We start from the raw sequence: 20,890 nt of genomic DNA, 5'->3' as shown, positions 1-20,890 counted from the left end.
CGCTTGTGTGCGACTGACGGTGCCCGTTGCGCCATCCCGATGAATCATCGATCTTTCGCACGTTGATCGTCATGGCCATACGGCGGCCTCTTCACCATCCAGACGCAACGTTAGACATTTTGCGCTGCCACCCGCCTTCAGGAACTCGTCAAGCGGCGTGCTGTGTGGAACGTACCCCGCCTTGACGAGATCCGACTCCAACTGCGGGCATCCTTGATTCATCACCACGTGATGACCCACGACGACGGCATTGCAGGCAAACCGAGCGGCCTCGTCAGCTTGAACCGGAATCAGAGAACGGATTTGCGAGAGCGCACGCCGGGCATAGTCATCAAACGCTCCAGGATAGTAGAGTGCGGTCTCGGCATTTAAGGGGCAAAAGCAAGTATCCAAGTGATAGTAATGATCGTCGACGAGCTGCAGAGGAATGACGCGACAATTCAGTTGCGTTCCAATCCACTGCATCGACGACACGTCGCTACGCACGAGATACCCTGCGTAAAGCGTGTCGCCGCAGAAGAGTGCATCTCCAGCGCCCTCGAAATTGTGCCCAGACGGAAACGCAATCGTTTCGAAACCGGCCGACTGGAACCATTCGGCATCAACAGGGGTTTCGCCCTGCCGCGCCGCATGACGGAACGAGGCCAGGAAGACTTTATTACGGCAGACCAGCCCCGCATTCGCGGTAAAGACGAGATCCGGCAATCCAGCGACAGGCTGCATAAGACGCACATCAGCCCCCAGTTGAACAAGCAGATCGTGAAGTGCATTCCACTGTCGCTTGGAGCGTTCGAGATCACTCGGAACACTCCGATTCATCCACGGATTGATCTCATATTCGATCCCATAAAAATCAGGTGGGCACATCAGAATCGTCGGCCGAGAAAACTTGATCACGATCCCGCCTCCAGTTCCGCGGCAACAGTTTCAGTACAACAACACACGACGCGCAATCGCGCGGCATCACGAACAATGCTGTGCTTCATTTGCAGGACCGGTTCCTGTCGGGCGCTGGACGGTGAATGGAAAAATTCACAATGACAGTGGCACTTCCAGCGATCCCAATCCCGTAACCAGGAGCCCGAAGATCGTTCCACCGCAAGGCACGAGCTCGTCGCAGCATCGCCCGCCTTCCATTCTACGCGATGACCAGTTCACGCTATTAAATCGCAACTGAACAGGGCAAGACGCCCCACGGATCGTCCGAACGAATAAAACTCGTATGCGTGACCTCGCTGACGATCCGTAAATCGTCGCTCTCTCGCCACTCGATCACCTGGTCACACGAACGCACATTACATTCGATTGACACACGTCCCGTAAAACAACCTGCGCCAGCTTGGTAGCACGCGGTAGGCAGGCCAGATCAAAAACGTACCATTTTCTTCCACTAGACCATAAAACCCATTCTTCACGCACAATACGCAGATCACGTATTTACACTAAAATCATTTTTTACGATCAATTCACCTTGACGCCGACTCTGACTTTGGTAGTCTGACTCAAGACTCTGCAGGGTCCTTATGTACAGTAACTACGGTACGAATCACGTTCCATGGATGGCGTCACCTGAATCGAAACGAATCAATGCTCCTAACCCTGGATGCAAATTGAGGGATTCGAGCCAGATGAACGGAAAGATTCGCACCTCACGCGGATGTGGCGACAACCACATGCACGCACGTTCACGCGATTCTCTGCCAGATTGTCCGGCAGAGGGAAACTGTTACGCCTCAAAATCAAGGTCACAACCATGAAGTACTTCGCAAGCCTCGCAGTGATTTTCGCGTCCGCCCTCTCGGTCCAAGCTGCTGAACCAGTTTCGGCCCGCTCGCTGAGCACAATCGGTCTGTCCGGCATGCGCTCCATGAGCGACGCCCAAGGACAACAGGTCCGTGCGAAGTTTGCAGCCGTTTTTGGCGCCAGCACGGCTAATGCCACCTCGGGCTTCACAAACGCGACCTCGACCAACGGCTACGTTGCCGCTGGCGGCGGGACCCACGGTGGTGTGAACGTCTCTGCAGCGTATGCGAACGGTGCATTCACGCCTGCAGCCTACTCGGCTGCTGGCGGATTCTCGATCGCCCACTAGTCAGCAAGACGCGAATCAGTCTCCTTGGGAAAACCCGAGGACCTGATCTCAACCAGGCTGAAACGAGAACGCCTTCTGGGATCTACTCCAGAAGGCGTTCTTCGTTATCAGGCATTGGCGAGACGCAAGCCTGCGCCCTTAACAATCAAACTACCAGGTGAGCCCGGTGCTGAGTGCCACGCCATAAAGCGACATCCCGAGCGGACCGCTACTTGCAATGGCCGACGATGAGACCGGTGGTGGGCCTGCAACTGCGAAACTGCCAGCAGTCGCCTGGCTGTTCGAGTTGGCATCCCAGAACTGATACTCAAACGCGATTCGCACAAAGGCGTTCGCGTTAATGCACTGGAGCCGTCGCTGCCACTGAGTACCGACCTGAAATTCTGCAATCCACAGCTGAGAGCTTCCGCTACCCAACGCCCCATTGATCGAACCTGAATTGGCTCCTGGTGAAAAAGCACTCGCCGATGAAATCGCCGAGTTATTATCTTCGCCCCAGATCCACGAGTAACGATTGGAGGCAAACAGACTCCAATTTGTACACGCGATCTGTCGCTTCAACTGATACGAGAACGTCAAACCAGTTCCCGAGAAACTCGACAACCCCGTGGCAGTCGCTGAAGAAAACTGATCAATCGCCTGAAGCTGACTTCCAGCCACCTGACTTGAGGTATTCCATTCGACGTGTCGACCACCGAATGTGACCAAGCCGTCAGTGCAAATGGAGTCGATATGGAAGATACTTCCCACTTCAAAATCGAAGGTCTGAACACTGAGGGTCCCCGTGCTTGCGCCAAACGTCGGGCCATTCAGCGCCCGAACATCATTTCCATTGAGCTGCCAGTATTGAACCTGCACAAACAATGGAGAATTGCAGTCACGAAGCCCCGCCCAGATGCGAGGACCGGCATAGAACCCCTCGGCCTGCGTGCTTCCAGACGACGTCCCGTTGACCGTCGCACTCGAAGCCCCCCCGTGAATATTCGGCTTCAGATAAGTGGCCTCGACTCCAACGAACGGCTGGAATCGACTGCTGGAGCAGGTATCACAGAAGTACGAGGTGGCATTGGAAAGACTTTGAAAGGTGTAGTTATTGCCACACCCATTTGCTGCACAAGCATTCGGCGCGCAGACTGTGCCGGAAGTGACCTGAGGAGCCGGAGGAGTGAAGCCCCCATCCGTCTGTTGAAAAACCTGATCCACATTCGCGACACGATCGTCGGCGGGCGCTGACCAGGTTGACAGCAAGCACAGACTCGCCGCCATCCAGGCCTTCACCGTCATCGTTGGCATTTGTCGGTCTCCTTAGTTTTGCATTACTCACACGGTATCGCGACTGCATTGGTCCCACACTTGTTCTGAATCAGCCGCGACTGACACTCCCTGCCGTCCAGTCAGCCGGTGAGGACACCGGCGAAAGGACGCTGCGCTCCATTTTCATGCAAACCAGGCCTGACTTCGCCAACCCTTAACGAGCGCAGGCCACCGAGACGCAATACAGAGACCAGAACACGATCAAATCTATCGTCGACAAAGCACGTCATTAAGCACATCCGTCCACTACCTTATCGACCTGTTTCTATATTTGCGTTCAGTTGTTATGGTCAGGAAGTGTGGGAAATCTATGACAGAGACCCTGTCGAGTGCGCAATCGACAGAAGTCGCTACAAGCCAATGCATTTCAGCAATTATTGCCGACCGCACACCATTCCCACCAGGCTACGCAAACACCCCAGACAAGCATATGTCTGGCCTCACAACTCACGTCAAATCAAGATGTTAGGTAGCCATAAGACCCTCACCAGGCGAGCGTCACACAGTCAGCTCACTTCGTGACCCCAAGCTCAAATGAGAACAAAACACCACTAATGCATCTCCAGAGGCTGCCGGGAGCATGAATGGGATCGCAATCCAGGTTCACGTCAGACAAAACGTATTGTTTTCGCCCACCTCGGACTCAAGCGACTCAATCAGAATTTGAGCCCACGGGACCGGAAGCGGAACGCCAAGAACCCTGTGAAGCGAGGAACGCACCCACACAAGCCTCAGGCCAAGAATGCAGTCGATGAGTCAGCAAGGCCGAAGCGACAGCGCAGAGTCGCGATTGAACCATTGCAGCGACCACACACGTAGCGGCCAACTCGATTCCGATGCGACACCGGCTGAAGACGAGGGTCATGCCACCCGTTGTGCCGAGCACTTTGACACCCACAATCTTGCTCAGGGAGGAGAATTGCACCGGTGCAGCGAGCTCAAACAACGTGAACAGCGTTATGAACGCGCCCGAACTCCGCCATCGGCGATCTTCGCCAATCACTTCAGGGAAGAAACGGATTGATCATGCGATTGACATACGGCCGGTTTGGATAATGAGGATCGACCTCGCGACACGGAATTGTCAGCCGCGAGTTTGTCGACAGATCCAGCTCTTTATGCAACACGACAAGCACCGCATTGTTGACCCACTGCCTCGCGAACTCATGCGTAGGCATGCGAAGATTTCCGCGTGTGGGATCAGCGAGATAGACCTGATCACCAATTGTGCCGCGGACAACAACGTAGTGATTATTCTCTTTCACGCGGATCGCGACAATCACCGGAACCTTGGCTTCGGCAAGTGGCTGAAAGCTATCGAGCGTCCCGATCACGGCACGATAGCCGCGCTGGATGGCAATGTTCTTCAAATCCGTAATTGAAAGACCGTTTTTGACTCGATCCTCGAGTTCCGCCGACGTCAAGTAACGTTCCACGTCATACAGAATGTCCCCCTCGCCCGTTGGGTCATTCCAGTAGTATGTCAACAAGGTCGCAAGTGCCCCTGCGCCGCATGAATAGTCGTGCCTTTGAAGGACAACATGCTCATTGCGCATCGACTTCCAGGAAACAGGCGAGAGCGATAGCGTGTTGCCTTGGCCGCAACAGCGATCGCAAGAACAGTACGTGCGCATCGGCCCTCCGGCCATAAGCGACAAATGGCCGATGCACAATTCCGCGAGAAATGCCGTCAGAATCAGCATAAGATGGCAGCAAGATCGTCTGAGCATTTGAAGACCATTTCATTCATGCACAGGTGAGACTGAGCTCCAGCCGGATGACTGAAAGAATGCCGTAGAACAGCAATCAATCTCCGCAGTGGTTCAGTTCCATCTCTGAACATCTTCGTGAACAAACCCACCCGCACCAGAGATTCTGGCGCCACCGCTCACTCGCTCGACAAAGGCGACTGAGCCCACAGCAAGGAACCCCCACTCAATCAATCGGAGCCGCACCTTCCGCCACCGCATCTACCGGAATGTCACAACGACACCCAACTGAACGTCGTTCGCCTGTTGTGTACACCCAACCGTCACGAACGGCTCATAGATCCGCCTGTCCTCTGCCCTGGTAATCGCGAATCGCAACGCAACCAGATCCCGCTGACTCCCCGTCAATACGTGATTGTTAATCTGCAATGCAGGCTCATAGCTCCCGAACAACTTGCAACTCAGCGAAGTCTGCTCGTTGACGCCGAAACCCACGCCGTATTGATAGTCAACACAGAAGCCGCGATGAACATCCTGGCCGGAAATCTCAGAATTAAACGTGTAACGAATCCCCGCACCGCCAAAGACAAGCAACGGGTCATACCTGCGAATCGCAAGCAAGCTCGACCCGTATTCAAACCACCCCTTGCCGAATTGCGAGTCAGGAAGGGCATATAGATCGTGAGGCTTACCCGTCGGAATCGAAAGAAAATTCGTCCAGACGATGTTGTATTCACCCGTCATGCACTGCGGCAACGAATAATTCAACGAAACGATCGTGTCGCCAATCGGGCCAGTGGTCGAACTGCGCGTATCGTTCGGAATGACATCAAACTGCTCAGAACTGAACCCCACCGGCACGAAGACCTGAGCTTGGAGGCTATCCGTCAGACCATATCGGAGCGCAAACGGGACGTACATATTCCGATCTTGCACACTGGCATTCGTCACGGCCCCAGGCGGCACGACGACAGGAAAGTTGTACTGATTGACCGTGTACACGGCCCCCAGATCTAACATGTGCTGCCCCTGCTTGAGAAGCACGGCCTCATTCCGCAGATAGGTAATCGGCGGCAAGATGGGGGGGCGCTCTTCGCCGAAACGTCTCGATGGATCAATCTTTCGATCGGCGGGCGTGTCACCCGCGTCGCCCCCTGCCTCGGCAGTGGCGTCAGCTGCAGGGGGAACCACCGAAGCCTCTGGCGCCGGCTCATTCGCCTGAGCGATCCTGATCGGACTTAAGACCGAGAAGTTCGACTGGCCCTTCGCCTGACTGACGCTCAGACACATTAAACTTATGACGCAGTAAAGCTTAAACGTGTTTCGAGCGAACATCTTAGATCCCTCTATATCCGCGACCGCCAGGCATCTCGCGTCACTCACGTGACGAGGCAAAAAGCCTCTTCGCGATGTGCAGCAGTGTCCCAATTGTTTGAGTAACGTCCAAAGGCCGAGTGCGACGCAGCACCTGACCACTGCCACTCGACGCCCAAATCAAATTGGGCCGTCGCGAATTTCCCAACCCGAGCCAAAATAGAAACACTTACGAGTCGCATGTACACAATTACTGGTCACCCGAATCGACACTCAGCCAACTTGCTATCGAGCTTGTTCACTACGACACATGAACAAATCAGCACGAAACATGGCAGAGATTTTCCTTGAATGCCGACAGGGTAAAACAGGCGGCGTCCTCCCACCGCTTTAGCCCCCTCGCCCCTGATTCTGCGGTACATACAGAGGTTTTGCGGACTTCGATGACGTCACCGCCAGAACGCGTGGAAATGCGCAGTTCCGACTGACATGTCGTGCCGCCGGCCGCTTGAAACGCATGACCGGCAGTTCATCGCCCACGCCAAGATTCGGGCCTCACCTCGGATGGCGCCGCGACAGATTGCACCTCCAGAGCGATGTTTCGAAATGACAACATCACGGACCAATCCCTTAACATGGCATAGACATCAAAGCCGACAAAACGAGCGACCCACATCGCCACAAAGCATGCCCTGTAAATGCGTTGCAACGCGTGGCAGATTCTTATCAAACACGTCAAATTCGCCGAACAGGTTTACAACGTTTCGTCACGAATTCGATACCTCGCCTCTCGGACGGATAGAGACCTGAGCACGAGAATCAGCCGTTTTTTTGGTCGCTTACCCCTGGAAATCAGGCAATTTCCACGCAGGAAGCCAGCCTTGATCCACCTCCAATCGCGACCCACTGGCACGACGACTGCGTTAAGTGGGTGGCGTGACGCCGGATCGATCTGGAATCCGTGTGACTGGCCAGTTCGCAAGCAATTAAAGCCTGCGACGGTGACCAACGTCCGGCGCTTGCAATGGCTGAGTGCCCAACATCGAGCACCAGACATTTTGGACGCTTTTCGACGACTACTTGCAGTCACTACGCCTGCAAGATCGCCGAACCGGTGCAGCAGGACGCACGACAAAACGGCAGAAATACCCCGTTCACAACATCACAGATTGCAAACTTAAGAGCAGGAGCATTGACCCATGTTGAAGACATTACTGAATGACGAATCTGGTGTGATCATCTCGGCTGAACTGACCCTGGTCCTGACCATTGCGGTGCTGGCCGTGATCATTGGTCTCAGCGAAGTTTCCGTCGCGGTCAACACCGAACTGAACGATATCTCGAATGCCATCGGAGCATTGAATCAGTCGTATTGCGTGACCGGATTCCGCTCGTACAGTTGCGGCAAACTGAAGAGCTCTGTTGCGGGAAGCTCGTTCTACGACGCGGTTGACGATTGCGACACGAACACGACATGCGATATCGTCGCTGGAGCCACACACAACGCCGTCGAAGGCTACTAATTCGCCCCGCGATGTCACCCCATCACAAAATTATCGCCCGAGCGGTCAAGGAATTCCTCGACCGCTTTTTTCGTCGTCACGAACTCGCCCAATCGCGTAACGAAACGCATGGTCGGTTTTGGGCCTAAGCTGGCACCTTGATTTTGAGTGAACTCAAAAGGCAGTTGCTTCGGCCGATCATTTCGGTTATTTCAATGATTGTCCATTTCCATAAATCATGTCATCGCCATGAGATCGCTCGATTCGAATCCTGTACCTGCATGGCGATCGAAGCTGGCGGCATTCGCCGTAACTTCGTACGAACGTCACGTTTCACATAAGAACAGGTGAGGCCGTGAGTGGTGAGCGTTGGGCCCAACTATCGACTGTCGAAGCTCACGTTAAACTGGTGCTGCTCGTGGAGGACGATCCCGATTCAGCCGCGGTGACCAAACAGATCCTGGAACGCAACGGAATGTCCGTGAAAGTTGCCAAGGATGGTGGCCAGGCGCAGTCCTCATTTGTGCTGCAAAAGCCAGATTTTGTGATCCTCGATCTGATGCTGCCCGGCGAATCCGGATTCGAGATTTGCGATCGCCTGAAACATTCGGATAGCTCGATCCCGGTCGTGATCCTGACTGCGATTGACAGTGATGAGTCGCGATCCCTGGCTGCGCGTGTCGGCGCTGATGCGTACCTGACGAAACCGGCCGACCCTGCGCATCTGATCGAAACTATCCAGCAGGTGGCCCAAGATGTCTGGGCCAAATCAAGGCTTGAAAACAAGGAAGTCGACCGCATCCGATTTCATTGCATCTGTGGCAAGCGGTTTCGCGTCAGCGCGGAACACAAGGGCCGCAGCATGAACTGCCCACGTTGCGGCGAGCCCATGATCGTCCCGAGCTAGCCTGCCGCCAGGACAAAAAAATGGGCACCGAGGATTGAGGAATGGCAGGAGTCGCCGTCGATATGTCGAGAACCTCCAGTCGATCGGCAATTGCCGCTGGCCCACAGACCTTCTTGATCAGCGACCGTCGGAAGAATCACGCGGAAACGTGGCCGCCAATTGATTCGCCACATCCAAAAGACCATGATAGAGACACTCTGAGACTCCGACATTCATGACGAAGGCGGTGCGGCGATCCTCCCTAAGGAATCATGTGGCATTTGCCAGCAAATTGCAGGCGACGAGCGTGCCTCGGACGGCACACGACACCGTCAACAAAATCCTGTCAATGAGTTCTCATGAAACGCTCATGCCTTGTTAGGAGTATTCCTCTATGATGTACCTTCGCACATCACACTCATGACGTTTGAACTGGTAAGAGGTCTGGATTCATGGCAGAGTTGATCATCCAATCGGGGAAGCTTAAGGGCAAGCGGCTGGTCCTACCCGCGAAAGAGATGGTTGTCGGGCGCGACGATGATTGCGACCTGCGGATCGCATCCAGCCTGGTCAGCCGCAAGCACTGTATCCTGAAAAGCTCGCCCGACGGAATTCTCGTCGTCGACCTGTCGAGCCAAAACGGCACGCATGTCAACGACATGCCAATTACCGCCCCCACACTGCTGCGGGAAGGCGACACGTTGCGAATCGGCGCGACACTTCTGTCCGTTCCAGCGTCCCCCAAACAACGCGTGAACGTCGAAAACCCCCAGACGAAGATTTCTGAAGCAGACATTGCCGATTGGCTTGCGGAGTCAGGCTCGAAGCACTCTGGCCCCGACACGGCCGTGATTGGAACGTTTCCCCCTGCATCCGCCGTCCCCACGCCGCTACCGCCGACAATCTCTGCACCACCGCCGCCCGCGTCGCCGACCATCGCTCCCACTCCAAAGCCAACACTGGCAAAACCCCTCTCCGTCAAAGACGAAGCCGCACTTGTGATTCGCAAGCACTGGGAAGCCATGAAGGCCAAACAGAAGCACTGATCGAGCGTCAAACTTGAAATGACACTCCGCTGAGTTCGTGGCACGCATATCAATGACTCGCATGCCGTTCGCGAGGCCGACCTGAATTCAATCTAACAGGCGCTGGTGCCCAGCAGCAGGCCAATGGCCGTCGTCACCAGAAACAGCGTTCCACCAAACGCTTCCGTTATTTGATCAACAGCGAACGGGCGCATAAGTGGCGTATCGCTTCCCCACCGCCCAAGCGCCAATCGCTTGCAATCCAGCAGGCCCGATATTCTAATTATCTTCTGAATGTCGAACTATTGAGCGCCACCCGCCCCTCGCCCCCCCCCGATTCGCAAGGATTCATTGCATGAAGCGCCGTGCCTTCACTTTAATCGAACTTCTGGTTGTGATTGCCATCATCGCAGTCTTGATTTCCTTGCTGCTGCCAGCCGTTCAACAGGCACGCGAGGCTGCTCGGCGAACCCAGTGTAAGAACAACCTCAAACAACTCGGACTCGCGTTGCACAATTACGAGAGCACCATCCAATGCTTTCCACCGAACCTGATTCCCGGCGACACCTACAAATACAGTGCGGGAAACTGGGGAGTCTTGGCGTATCTCAGCCCATACCTAGATCAAACGCCAATCTACAACCTCATGAACCTTAACGCTCCGACATATGCCGCCACACCGCCTTATTACATCGCCGACGCAAACAACATGCTGGCCGCCGCATATAAGATTCCGATGTTTCTCTGCCCCAGCGACAAGGCCCAATCACTGGGCGACGGCTACGGTGTCACATCGCTAGGCCCCGCAAATTACTGCGCAAACATGGGGTCGGGCCTGAATACTTTGGCGGGCGCTCCGGCGAATGGTTCGCCTTACAATTCAGATGGAATCATGTACGCGAACTCGAGCGTCAAGATTGGCCATATCTCGGACGGCACCAGCAACACCGCCTGCATGTCAGAGAGCATTCTGGGCGATGGCCAGAAGGCCGCTCCCGGCACAACGCCACCGAACTCGGCACAAAAATCCTATGCGTATCTCATGACATTCCAGGGCTCACTCGACGATGCCGCGTGTGCGGCCCCGACGATCTGGAACTACACCGACCTGCGTCAGTTCCTGTGGTACTCTGGCGAAATTCGCAACACGTCGTACAACCACTACTACACCCCAAACAGCAAGAAATGGGACTGTATCACCAACGCGTTGTCACTCGGCTACACCGCGATCGGCTGGAAGGCGGCTCGCAGCATGCATGTTGGCGGCGTGCATTTGCTCATGTGTGACGGTGCCGTTAGATTCGTGAACGACAATATCGATCTCTCGATCTGGAGGGCGTTGTCAACACGAAACGGTGGTGAAGTCGTCGGAGAATTCTAATCTCGATTTCGCCCGCAACATCAACACGCCTCGACCGTTCGGACATAGAAAAAGGCCCTTCGAATGACGATGCTGATCGACGACGTCGAAACATTGAAGGACGAACAACGCCGGAACTATCAGACGCATGGATTTCTGGTCCTGCGAAACGTGTTCGACACGACCGAGATACAGTCGCTCTTGGAGGAATCAAACCGATTGCTCAACGAGCGTGGTGATTTGATCAGCCCACAGAATCTGCGATGCCGCTACATGGCGCATCACGAAACGGGCGAACAGTTGTTTGAAGTGTTTGATCCAGTCAACGATATCTCGTCCATATGCCAGCGATTCAGTCTGCACCCCCGCATCCTCTCGGCGGTCGAAGCCTTGTACGGTGAACCAGCCTGCCTGTTCAAAGAAAAGCTGATCTTCAAGCCGCCTGGCGCACTCGGATATCAGCTTCACCAGGACATCCCGCTGGCCTGGAAAGATTTTCCTCGCACATTCCTGACCGTTTTAATTCCGATTGATCCCAGCTCGGAAGAGAATGGATGCACCGAAGTCTTTTCGGGTTATCACAATGACTTTCTGACGAACGACGCGAGCCTTTACATGCTGCCCGACAGCGTAGTCGATGCCAATAGATGTACGGCGCTGGTTTTGAACCCCGGTGACATCGCGATCTTTCACGGACTGACACCGCATCGCTCGGCGCCGAACCGCTCAAGCCAAATGCGCCGCGTCCTCTACGTGAGCTACAACGCACGGTCTGACGGGGGTGACCAGCGAGATGCACATTACGCCGAATTTCGCGAACGAATCCGTTCGCATCGTCAACAAATGACCAGTGAACCGGTCTTCTTCAAGTAGACCGCACCCCTGCAACGAAGATGCTTGAGCAGACGCATGACACGACAAACAGCGGCTTCGAACGGACCTGCATACGGATGGGTGATTGTCGCCCTGGCGGCACTAGCCATGATCGCAACATTGCCGGGCCGAACCCACGGACTGGGAATGATCACTGAGCGGCTGCTTGCCGACAGTTCGCTGCATCTCGACCGCCAGGGATTTGGTCAGATCAACTTCTGGGCAACGCTGATTGGGGCACTCTTCTGCTTTCCCGCCGGATGGATGCTTGACCGTTGGGGATTTCGGGTGACACTATCACTCATCGTCGGCCTGCTGGGATTGGTCGTGATCTCCATGACATACGCGACCGGCGTCATGGCTTTCACTCTCTTGATCACCCTGACGCGAGGGCTGGGGCAAAGCGCACTCTCGGTCGTCAGCATTTCGATGACGGGCAAGTGGTTCCGCCGTGCCCAGTTACCACTCCCAACCGCAGTTTACTCGATCTTGGTGTCGATTGGTTTCATGGCGGCATTCTATTGGGGCTATGGCCAAAGCGGTCGCGACTGGAGATCTCAATGGTTTGAGCTCGGCGGACTGCTGCTCGTCGTACTGGCGCCTCTATTCGCAATCCTTGCAAAGTCTGCCCCCGCCGCCCGCCACAACGAGACCGAGCATGGCATCACTGAAGGCGAGACCGACTACACATTGAAAGAGGCACTGGCAACTCCCGCATTCTGGATATTTGGCTTGGCAACCTCGCTGTATGGACTCGTTTCATCGGGCATCTCGCTGTTCAACGAGTCACTCATTGTGGAGCTGGGATTTAACAAAAGTGTCTATTATCAACTGACCACGATGACAACAGGAATCGGTCTACTCAGCAATTTGACCACTGGCTGGCTGGCGACGCGTGTCCGGATTTCGACTCTCGCCTCGGCCGCAATGACATTATTGGCGTCGGCACTCCTCGGACTTCAATTCGTTAACTCATTCCCCGCCCTTGTCACCTACGCCGTGGCGATGGGTGTGGCAGGTGGAATGGTAACGGTCTTATTCTTTACGATCTGGGCACAACTCTTCGGCCAGGCTCACTTGGGACGAATCCAGAGCGTCGCACAGATGCTGACTGTGATTGCCTCGGCCTTGGGCCCCGTCGTCCTGGCCGAAATCAAAGTTCGACACGGTTCCTACTTACCCGCGATCATCAGCCTGGGCCTGATCGCGGCGGTGGTGGCCGTGACAATTCCACTCATTCCAATTCCTCGACGACATGCGCAACCAAGGATCTCTCCCGTCTTGGAACCCGCGTCCAGCACTTAACGTACTCGCCCCCTGACACGAACTCCGCACCGCCGATCCGCGACGGCACCATCAAAAGGTTCATCATGCTCAGATTCCACCTCTCCTTGAACGTTTCGAATCTGCCAAAGGCGGTCACGTTCTTTCAGAACATCCTGGGTGTTCCTGCCGCGAAACAGCGATTGGACTACGCCAAATTCGAGCTCGATTCCCCTCCGCTCGTCCTTTCGCTGGAACCGCGTTCACCCGCGCAACACGGATCATTGAATCATGCCGGCTTCCGCTTTGCGGACTCACAATCGCTGGTGGATGCACAAGCCCGACTCGAGAAGGCCGGAATCACAACGCAGCGGGAAGAGGGTGTTGAATGCTGCTACTCCAAGCAGACGAAGTTCTGGGTTCACGACCTGGATCATCGACTGTGGGAGTTCTACACGCTGGACGAAGATCTCGATCATCGCGGCGATGGACAGTCACTCGATGACATGGTCGGGGAAGCGGCGGCAGCGGCGATTTCGGACACCCCGGAACCAGCCATCTGGGAGCACCGGATGCTTGAGCCGTTTGCCCCGCCCACATCTCCCTGTGACCAGGTTCGCCTGCGCGGCACTTTCAATGTCCCCGTCTCGAACGAACAGATGCAAAGCCAGTTGGCGCAGGCATTCAAGACCCTGCGTCCGGGCGGCCAGGTTACGGTCCACATTCTAACAAGCGAAGAGCCCGTCGGCGGCGAACTGCACCTTCCGGGGCCTGCGGCGTATGTCAAATATGCGCCGGTTCGAACGGAGCTAATGGCGGCCATCGAAGCCGCGGGATTCGTCGATCAGCAACTCGCAACATTCCGATCCGGGGCCTGCTTCGAGCATGAAGGCGCCCCCTTGCGCGAAACCCAGATTATCGCCCGACGACCAGAATACGCGTCCTCGGAAACCTGCAACGTCGTCTTCAAAGGACCGTTCCTCAGTGTTCTGGACGACGAGGGCCACCAATGGCACCGTGGCGAAGCGGTCAGCATTCCACGTTCGCGCTGGGAAGCACTCAAAGCAAGTTCCGTCGCCGAGCTATTCGTCATGCTGCCAGAATCCGCCGCCGTCAGTCATTGTGGCGTCTGAAGCGCATGACTTTCGTCACTTGAATTGCTCCGTGAATTGATGGCCCCTATGATTCAGGAGTCTGCGTTCGTTTCAAAACCACTTCGTCACCTCTCATGGGGCCGATGCGTTCCTTGGAAAACGACAACTTTCAATCAAAATCGTGTGCGGATCTCTTAAAGGCACTCAGCGAACCACTTCGCCTGAGGATCGTTGATCTCTTGCGCCATGGCGAAATGACGGTTGGCGACATCGCCGAGTTCCTCGAGACGGAACTTGTGACCGTTTCCCATCACCTGAAAATCCTGAAGCATGCGGGCCTGATTGAAGTCGAGCGCGACGGCCGCTTCATGGTCTATCGCTTGCGTCAGGATTTACTTCAAAAGGCGGCCCGCAGCAGCAAAGAATTCTTGAACCTTGGCTGCTGTCGGATCGAAGTCCCCGAAACCAAAGCGAAATAGTTCGCGGCAACGGCTCACGGACTTGGCATCGACTACATTGGAACAATGCGAGTCAACGAAACATCATTGACTCGCACAGAACCGCTTCGTCAATCAGCCGTAAGTTCTTGCCAGTTCACGCAGTTCATCGAGCGCATCATCAACGTCCGGAACAACGGCCCCGCACACGCGGCCGCCACGATCACATTCGCCAAGCAACAAGAGATCGTCGTAGTCGGGCGACGCCCTGAGGCGTGCAAAGGCGCGGTGCCCAATCGAGCGATCTCGAATCTGGTGTACGGCCATATGATGCTCGATCAGCCAAGCCGTTCGAGCCGTAATGTGCCCTTCGAGCGCCTCCAGGCCAGACTCGACGTGGTGCTCTTTGTCGAGCCCCTTCCCCACATCGTGTAGCAACGCCGCAAGCTGAAACTCTTCGTCGTACGGACGCTCCTGCTGGGCCAGCACGTAGCATTGCAGCAGGTGATAGAGAACATCCCCCTCGGGATGGTAGTAACGATCCTGCATCACCGATTCGAGCGGCACCAGTAACGAGCGATACACTTGAAAGCGATCGATCGCCGCCTCGGCTGCGACAAGATCGTCATCCAGATTGGCATCGGGATATTCTTGTTTCAAAAACTGTTCAAACTCGGCCAGTGTTGCACGCTCCATCGCCTTGCCGGTGATGGAACTCGTAAACACAAACGACGCCTTGTCGGGAGCATACAACGTCAACTCGATCGGATACCGGTCACGAACATGAATATGCGTAAACAGCCGCTCTTCGCCAAATTTGCGGACCCGCTTACGCTCCACATGATAGTCCATCCCCTCGTCATCCAGACAACTGGTCACCGCGTCGGTGCCTGAGGCAAAGACGTGGATGTCGATGTCGGAGCCCTGGCGAACATGCCCCGTGAAGGTACTGCCAATAATCTTGGGACGACAGTGTTCAAGCAGCCGCATCACACGCAGCGCTTCAATGCGCATTTCACGCAATCGATCGAACCGCGACTCACCCTCAAACAGATTGGCCATCCGTTCGATCTCGTCACGGATCTCGGCATTGCTGGGCAACTCTGATGGTTTGACCCAGCCCCGACAAAGCCGCTTCGCGGCCTTCATTTTGGCTCGATAGTACTCCGACTCTCGGCGTGAGTACATCATTCGAGCGGCTTCAACGATGATTCCGCGTCTTAACTTTTCGTCAGTCATTGCGATGCGTTGGAGACACCCACGCGTTGCTCGATCGAACCAGAACGGCTCGAAAAAACATCGATCAGCGCATGCACCAGGCCCATCAAAGCCAACGCCGGGCCGGTATTCAGCCCATTTATTCTAAAGCCCTGGCACGGCTCGTCAAGATGATTGCACGGACGGAGCAGTCGCATTGTCGAGACCTTCTTAGTTCAATTCACGCGCAAATCCGGAACTGTGACATGAACCGTTCGGCTGAATTCACGTTGACCCGGAAAAGCGACTACTGATACAAGCCGTCGCTCAACTTCAGAATCGGGCCAACGGGCAGTCCGCCTGTTCACTGGTGAGAACGAGCTAAAGGAGTTCGCTCATGCGTCGCATGAACTGCTGTGCCTCACTATTGGTATTGATGAGTTCAACCTTTCTGGGGGCGGAAGAAACCGTTCAGCCACGCAAGCAACGCGTTTCTCCCAAACTGCTACGCCAGGCAATGTCACTGCCGGAATACCGAGCGCAGGCACCGGGTGGAAAGCCCGCATGCCATGTTGATGATGTCGCAAAGCTCGCTGACAAGCTCAAGAAAAGCGGCGACATCGAAGGTGCGGAACTCCTGCAACAATTTATCGCCGCTCATCAGCAGTTGATGAATCAAGTCGGCGTTCAACGAACTGCAACCGCCGAATCGATCGCAATGGAACTGCAGGTGTTCGAAGTGATCGGAGCCGACGTTCCTGAGTCTTCAGTCCTTCGCGGAAGCAGCCTGATTGATAGCGCTGGGGAAAAGCAGACGGAGCTTAGTCGACTGCTGGAAGCCAAGAAGGCAACGGTTCTGATCACGCCAATTTCAATTGAAACGACCGCGAACCAGCCGATCCGCCTGTCTGAATCCGGCGACGGGGTATCGCCACGATTCGCGAATGGCAGCACGCCCCCAAAGGCCGGCCTGGCCATTGAAATCCTGCCCTCTACGAGTGAAACGCACAACTTGAAGCTTCAAACGACGTGTGAATTTCACCACAAGGGCCTTGGTCGCTCGAAACAAGACGCCCCTGAAACCGTGGAAAAACTCCAAGTGAACATCGACGCCAACTATGGAGATACCCTCGTCATTTCACATTCTTCAACGAAGCAGGGTCACCTTTACTTCGTTGTGCTCACTCCCACCCGCAAGAACTGATTGCCGACACCTCAATCCTTCGGAACAATCCCATGTCATGGACGACTTCTGGACCAGTACGATTGATGGCCTTGACGATGGCAGTCACGCCCTTTGCCTTGGCTGTCCTGAATCACACGGGACTTCAATCGGTTCCGCTGGTCATCACGTCCCCGCCGCCCCCGGCACTGGCATTCCGCCAGTACGCGGTTGACCTTAAGACCGTCCAGCCCACCACGGTTGTCGAGGCCAGCTATGTGTTCGAAAATCGAAGCGCAAAACCAATCCGCATCGCACTCGAGCCCAGTTGCGGTTGCTTGACCCCGCGCCTGCAGGGAACGCGTGACAACGTCATCGAACCCGGTGATCACGGGCGCGTCGTCGTCCGCATGCAACCCGCGAACACAACGCCCGGCCCGCATGAATACACCGTCAACGTGAAGTACACCGATACGGAACCACGCGAAACGCCCCTCACATTGAAACTCGTCGTTCCTCGCGGAATCTGGGTGACACCTCCCGCACTGGCGGTGTCGCACCCGCTTGGATCGAGCCCGACCGTCCAGGATTTCACGGTGACGGATGGACGCGGTAAGCCCTTTGAGATCACCGACGTCTCTTGCAACTCGGACCTCGTCGAGGCCGTGATTGGGGAAAGCACCCGATCTGCAATCGGAAACTATCAACAGTCCGTCCGCGTCTCGATCGCCGGCGACCTTCCCACCGTCCAGACAAATGTCGTCTTGAAAATCACAACGGACGACCCCGATATGGGCGAGATTCGCGTTCCATTGCGACTGCAGGGCCGAGTACCAACCCCGGCTGCCGAATCTGACCAGGCACTCGACCATGAGCGTCAGAAATCCTCTGCCAGGCTGACCAGCGAAACCATCAAACCACGAGAACAGCAGTCGGCCGAAAATACGCCCGCCGAAGCGAAGTAACCCTGCCGACCTGAACCACGCTGTTCTCTCGTCGATCCGCGCTGTGATGGATCTACAATGAGGCAAAGCGGGCGATGGATCGTCACGAGGTTATCGTCGAACTGCTCGCGCCCGCTCGAATTCGAGCAAAAGCGAAAAGTCTCGCGCCCAATCTTGCCTTCCCGGAGCCCTCCAGAGCTGCGTTCTGCGAAAATGTCATCGTGACAAGGAACGTCGTCGCTTCTCCTCAAATTTTTCAACGCGAGAGCTCGTCGTCATCCTCCCCCTGGACCTTCGCGCCGCCAAAAGCGCAATGGCTGTCCTGTTTCATCATCAAACGCCACAGAAGCTTGTTCCCAATCCGCAACGTCGATGTCCACATCGCGCAAAATCCGTTAATTCCCGCCGGGACCTGCGCAATAATTTTCGCCCTTCCACTCACCGCAAGCCCCACCTCCTGTTCGCAAACTACAGTGAAATTGCATGACGAACAGCTTGCTGGCTGCGGTCAACGGCACCGACGTTCCGTCAACGGCAGCGCAGCGATTCAAGCCTGTGGAGCCAAGTCTCGCCCGTCTTAATTGATCGTTTTCAACGCCCTTTACCGACGTCGCTCGCTGGCGAATCAGCCGCGGGCTTTTCGGCCAGTGCACCCACCCCTCGCACCTTCGCTCATCACGTCTTTCGCACCATGTGGACCACCATCCGGGAGGCACAAATTCATGACTGCAATCACCCCGACAATCCAGACGTTTGCCCCGCCTTCAATGAGCCAGATCAACCGAGGCGCACAGATCAACAGTAGCCTCAGTCAGACGGCGACGTTGATCTCGGGAAAAGCCGCACATCGCGTGTTTGACAAGAACTACACAGGAATCCAGATCGACAATGAATCACTGAGCACCTTTCCGATCTCCGAATCGGCAAGCGCACTTTCATTGATGCTCAGCCATGCCGCCAGCACGACCTCCACCGTCAGCCCACTGACAGCCCAGTCCACCAGCCCGAACCCGAAAGTCCCGTCATTGATGTCACCCATACCCGAAAGCCCTACAGGCTCATTTGCACGTGTGTACGCCTGACGCTCAAATTCAGATGGCCAGAGACAAAGTTGGAGCAATCTTCGCATCCACGAATCCTCCAACTTTGCGGTTCCGATTTCCCAGGGGAGACCCAATCAGACTTGCTGCAAACCCTGCGCGGTGTTCCAATACTGCGGCTGGATGCACAGAACTTTCGGTGGAGGTCCACGGATGGACATGTTTGTCGTGCGAGGAGGTCGCCCTCTGCGCGGTCGAGTGACGGTAAGCGGGGCAAAAAATGCGGCCCTACCGATCATGGCTGCCGCGCTGGCCGCAAACGGAACCACAGTGCTGCATGGCGTCCCCGATCTGGTCGATGTCACGACCTTATCCCAAGTGCTGCGTTCCCTGGGTATGTTCGTTGAGCGTCGGCCCGACAATTCCTTGGCGCTGACCGCCGTCGATGAACAGCGATGCCTGGCGGACTATGAACTTGTACGACGCATGCGTGCCAGCGTCTGTGTACTCGGCCCGCTGCTCGGTCGCCGGGGGCGCGCCTGTGTTTCGCTTCCAGGTGGCTGCAACATCGGCCACCGCCCGATTGACCTCCACCTGAAGGGACTTCGAGCACTCGGAGCGCAAATCACCATTGATCGCGGCTACGTCTTCGCGCGGGCCGATCGACTGATCGGGACAGATATCTATCTGGGCGGATCATTCGGCAGCACCGTCACCGGAACGTGCAATGTGTTGTGCGCTGCGGTTTTCGCCGAAGGTGTGACGACAATCTCGGCGGCCGCCTGCGAACCCGAGGTCGTCGACTTGGGCAGATACTTGAACGCGATGGGAGCCAGGATCGAAGGCTTGGGAACACCTCTGCTACGCATTGAAGGAGTACACTCACTCGCCGCCGTCGAACACACCGTGATTCCCGACCGAATCGAAGCAGCCACCCTGCTGATCGCCGCCACAATGGCGGGGGGGCGACTGCAAGTCGACAATGTCGATGCCCAACATCTGGCCGCCGTGATTGACGTTCTGCGTATGGTCGGCGTTGGAATCGAAATTCGTGACCGGACGGTCATTGTCACGGCACCAGACCGCATCCGTTCGCTCGATATCACCGCGCTACCCTATCCCGGAATCCCCACAGACGTCCAGGCCCAGTTGACGGCACTTCTGTCGACAGCCGAGGGAATCAGCGTCGTCACAGACAAAGTTTTCCCAGATCGGTTCATGCACATCCCCGAACTGATGCGAATGGGAGCCAACGTTCGTCGAGAAGGCGCCAGTTCTATCATCTCGGGGGTCAAGACGCTGAGCGGCGCTTGCGTCATGGCGTCAGATCTGCGGGCGAGTGCAGCATTGCTTTTGGCGGCGCTCGCCGCCGATGGCGAATCAGTCATCCGCCGCGTATACCATCTTGACCGAGGCTACGAGCGGCTGGAGCAGAAGCTCAACCAAGTCGGTGCCGACATTACCCGCGTGGCAGATCTTCCCGAAACCATGCCGAACAGTTTGCAGCTCTCTGAAGCCGAACAACAACCGCTGGCCGTCGACGCCAGTGACGTGCCACCGCCCAAATTCTTGTCGAAAGGCGAGTTTGATCGATATCGCACACCACAGTAAGCCAACCGCGAATCGTTCGAGGCTTATCGAGCTCAGTGAAATTCAATCTGGCCCGATACCACTGCTT

At 55.8% G+C, this 20,890-nt stretch carries 19 protein-coding genes; 14 read left to right on the top strand and 5 right to left on the bottom strand.

Features of this window, described 5'->3' with window-relative positions:
* Window positions 1-69 precede the first annotated feature (69 nt).
* Window positions 70-897 (bottom strand): dimethylarginine dimethylaminohydrolase family protein, encoded by an 828-nt coding sequence (locus tag OSO_RS0117750; RefSeq protein WP_010584556.1) that lies wholly within the window; start codon window positions 895-897, stop codon window positions 70-72.
* Between the two features lie 856 nt (window positions 898-1,753).
* Between OSO_RS0117750 and OSO_RS0117735 the strand changes: the two genes are divergently transcribed.
* The gene (locus OSO_RS0117735; RefSeq protein ID WP_157605322.1) at window positions 1,754-2,092 is read left to right on the top strand and encodes a hypothetical protein; all 339 of its coding nucleotides are present in this window, start codon (window positions 1,754-1,756) and stop codon (window positions 2,090-2,092) included.
* A 150-nt stretch (window positions 2,093-2,242) separates the two neighbouring features.
* On the opposite strand, the gene OSO_RS0117730 is transcribed toward OSO_RS0117735, so the two are convergent.
* The 3 genes from OSO_RS0117730 to OSO_RS0117715 all read right to left on the bottom strand — a co-directional run bounded on the left by OSO_RS0117730 (window position 2,243) and on the right by OSO_RS0117715 (window position 6,450).
* On the bottom strand, window positions 2,243-3,385 hold the full coding sequence (locus OSO_RS0117730; protein WP_010584554.1) for a hypothetical protein: 1,143 nt from the start codon (window positions 3,383-3,385) through the stop codon (window positions 2,243-2,245).
* Between the two features lie 1,025 nt (window positions 3,386-4,410).
* Window positions 4,411-4,962, bottom strand: coding sequence for a C39 family peptidase (locus tag OSO_RS48185; RefSeq protein WP_157605321.1), 552 nt, complete (start codon window positions 4,960-4,962; stop codon window positions 4,411-4,413).
* A gap of 414 nt (window positions 4,963-5,376) precedes the next feature.
* A complete protein-coding gene (locus tag OSO_RS0117715) occupies window positions 5,377-6,450 on the bottom strand; it encodes a hypothetical protein (RefSeq protein ID WP_157605320.1) in 1,074 nt (357 codons plus the stop codon).
* Between the two features lie 1,178 nt (window positions 6,451-7,628).
* Here OSO_RS0117715 and OSO_RS0117710 point away from each other — a divergent pair.
* The 8 genes from OSO_RS0117710 to OSO_RS0117660 all read left to right on the top strand — a co-directional run bounded on the left by OSO_RS0117710 (window position 7,629) and on the right by OSO_RS0117660 (window position 14,911).
* Window positions 7,629-7,952 carry a hypothetical protein gene (locus OSO_RS0117710; RefSeq protein WP_010584550.1) on the top strand — a complete coding sequence of 108 codons (324 nt, stop codon included), beginning with the start codon at window positions 7,629-7,631 and terminating at the stop codon, window positions 7,950-7,952.
* A gap of 334 nt (window positions 7,953-8,286) precedes the next feature.
* A complete protein-coding gene (locus tag OSO_RS0117700) occupies window positions 8,287-8,838 on the top strand; it encodes a response regulator transcription factor (protein WP_010584549.1) in 552 nt (183 codons plus the stop codon).
* Between the two features lie 431 nt (window positions 8,839-9,269).
* Window positions 9,270-9,863: an FHA domain-containing protein gene (locus tag OSO_RS48180; RefSeq protein WP_010584547.1), complete on the top strand. Its 594-nt coding sequence runs from the start codon at window positions 9,270-9,272 to the stop codon at window positions 9,861-9,863.
* 334 nt (window positions 9,864-10,197) lie between these two features.
* A complete protein-coding gene (locus OSO_RS0117680; RefSeq protein WP_010584546.1) occupies window positions 10,198-11,223 on the top strand; it encodes a DUF1559 domain-containing protein in 1,026 nt (341 codons plus the stop codon).
* A 63-nt stretch (window positions 11,224-11,286) separates the two neighbouring features.
* A complete protein-coding gene (locus OSO_RS0117675; protein ID WP_010584545.1) occupies window positions 11,287-12,075 on the top strand; it encodes a phytanoyl-CoA dioxygenase family protein in 789 nt (262 codons plus the stop codon).
* Window positions 12,076-12,111: 36 nt separating this feature from the next.
* The gene (locus OSO_RS43990; RefSeq protein ID WP_010584544.1) at window positions 12,112-13,380 is read left to right on the top strand and encodes an MFS transporter; all 1,269 of its coding nucleotides are present in this window, start codon (window positions 12,112-12,114) and stop codon (window positions 13,378-13,380) included.
* A 65-nt stretch (window positions 13,381-13,445) separates the two neighbouring features.
* A complete protein-coding gene (locus tag OSO_RS48175; protein WP_010584543.1) occupies window positions 13,446-14,471 on the top strand; it encodes an ArsI/CadI family heavy metal resistance metalloenzyme in 1,026 nt (341 codons plus the stop codon).
* A 104-nt stretch (window positions 14,472-14,575) separates the two neighbouring features.
* Complete coding sequence (locus OSO_RS0117660) at window positions 14,576-14,911, top strand: ArsR/SmtB family transcription factor (protein ID WP_040592767.1); 336 nt, start codon at window positions 14,576-14,578, stop codon at window positions 14,909-14,911.
* Window positions 14,912-15,004: 93 nt separating this feature from the next.
* Here the strand turns inward: OSO_RS0117660 and OSO_RS0117655 are convergent, their stop codons facing one another.
* Complete coding sequence (locus OSO_RS0117655; protein ID WP_010584541.1) at window positions 15,005-16,108, bottom strand: HD domain-containing protein; 1,104 nt, start codon at window positions 16,106-16,108, stop codon at window positions 15,005-15,007.
* 355 nt (window positions 16,109-16,463) lie between these two features.
* Here OSO_RS0117655 and OSO_RS0117645 point away from each other — a divergent pair, with 355 nt between their 5' ends.
* From OSO_RS0117645 to murA, 5 genes are all read left to right on the top strand, one after another.
* The gene (locus OSO_RS0117645) at window positions 16,464-17,270 is read left to right on the top strand and encodes a hypothetical protein (RefSeq protein ID WP_010584540.1); all 807 of its coding nucleotides are present in this window, start codon (window positions 16,464-16,466) and stop codon (window positions 17,268-17,270) included.
* A gap of 32 nt (window positions 17,271-17,302) precedes the next feature.
* Entirely contained in the window at window positions 17,303-18,193 is an 891-nt protein-coding gene (locus OSO_RS0117640) for a DUF1573 domain-containing protein (protein ID WP_010584539.1), read from the top strand.
* A 74-nt stretch (window positions 18,194-18,267) separates the two neighbouring features.
* Entirely contained in the window at window positions 18,268-18,753 is a 486-nt protein-coding gene (locus tag OSO_RS50835; protein ID WP_010584538.1) for a hypothetical protein, read from the top strand.
* A gap of 141 nt (window positions 18,754-18,894) precedes the next feature.
* A complete protein-coding gene (locus tag OSO_RS43980; RefSeq protein ID WP_040592547.1) occupies window positions 18,895-19,254 on the top strand; it encodes a hypothetical protein in 360 nt (119 codons plus the stop codon).
* Between the two features lie 171 nt (window positions 19,255-19,425).
* Window positions 19,426-20,823 (top strand): UDP-N-acetylglucosamine 1-carboxyvinyltransferase, encoded by a 1,398-nt coding sequence (gene murA, locus OSO_RS0117625; protein ID WP_010584537.1) that lies wholly within the window; start codon window positions 19,426-19,428, stop codon window positions 20,821-20,823.
* Window positions 20,824-20,890: the final 67 nt, after the last annotated feature.

The organism is Schlesneria paludicola DSM 18645 (assembly GCF_000255655.1).
Classification (GTDB): Bacteria; Planctomycetota; Planctomycetia; order Planctomycetales; family Planctomycetaceae; genus Schlesneria; species Schlesneria paludicola.
Note: the sequence above shows the minus strand (reverse complement) of the source record. Positions and strands in the feature narration are given on the sequence as shown.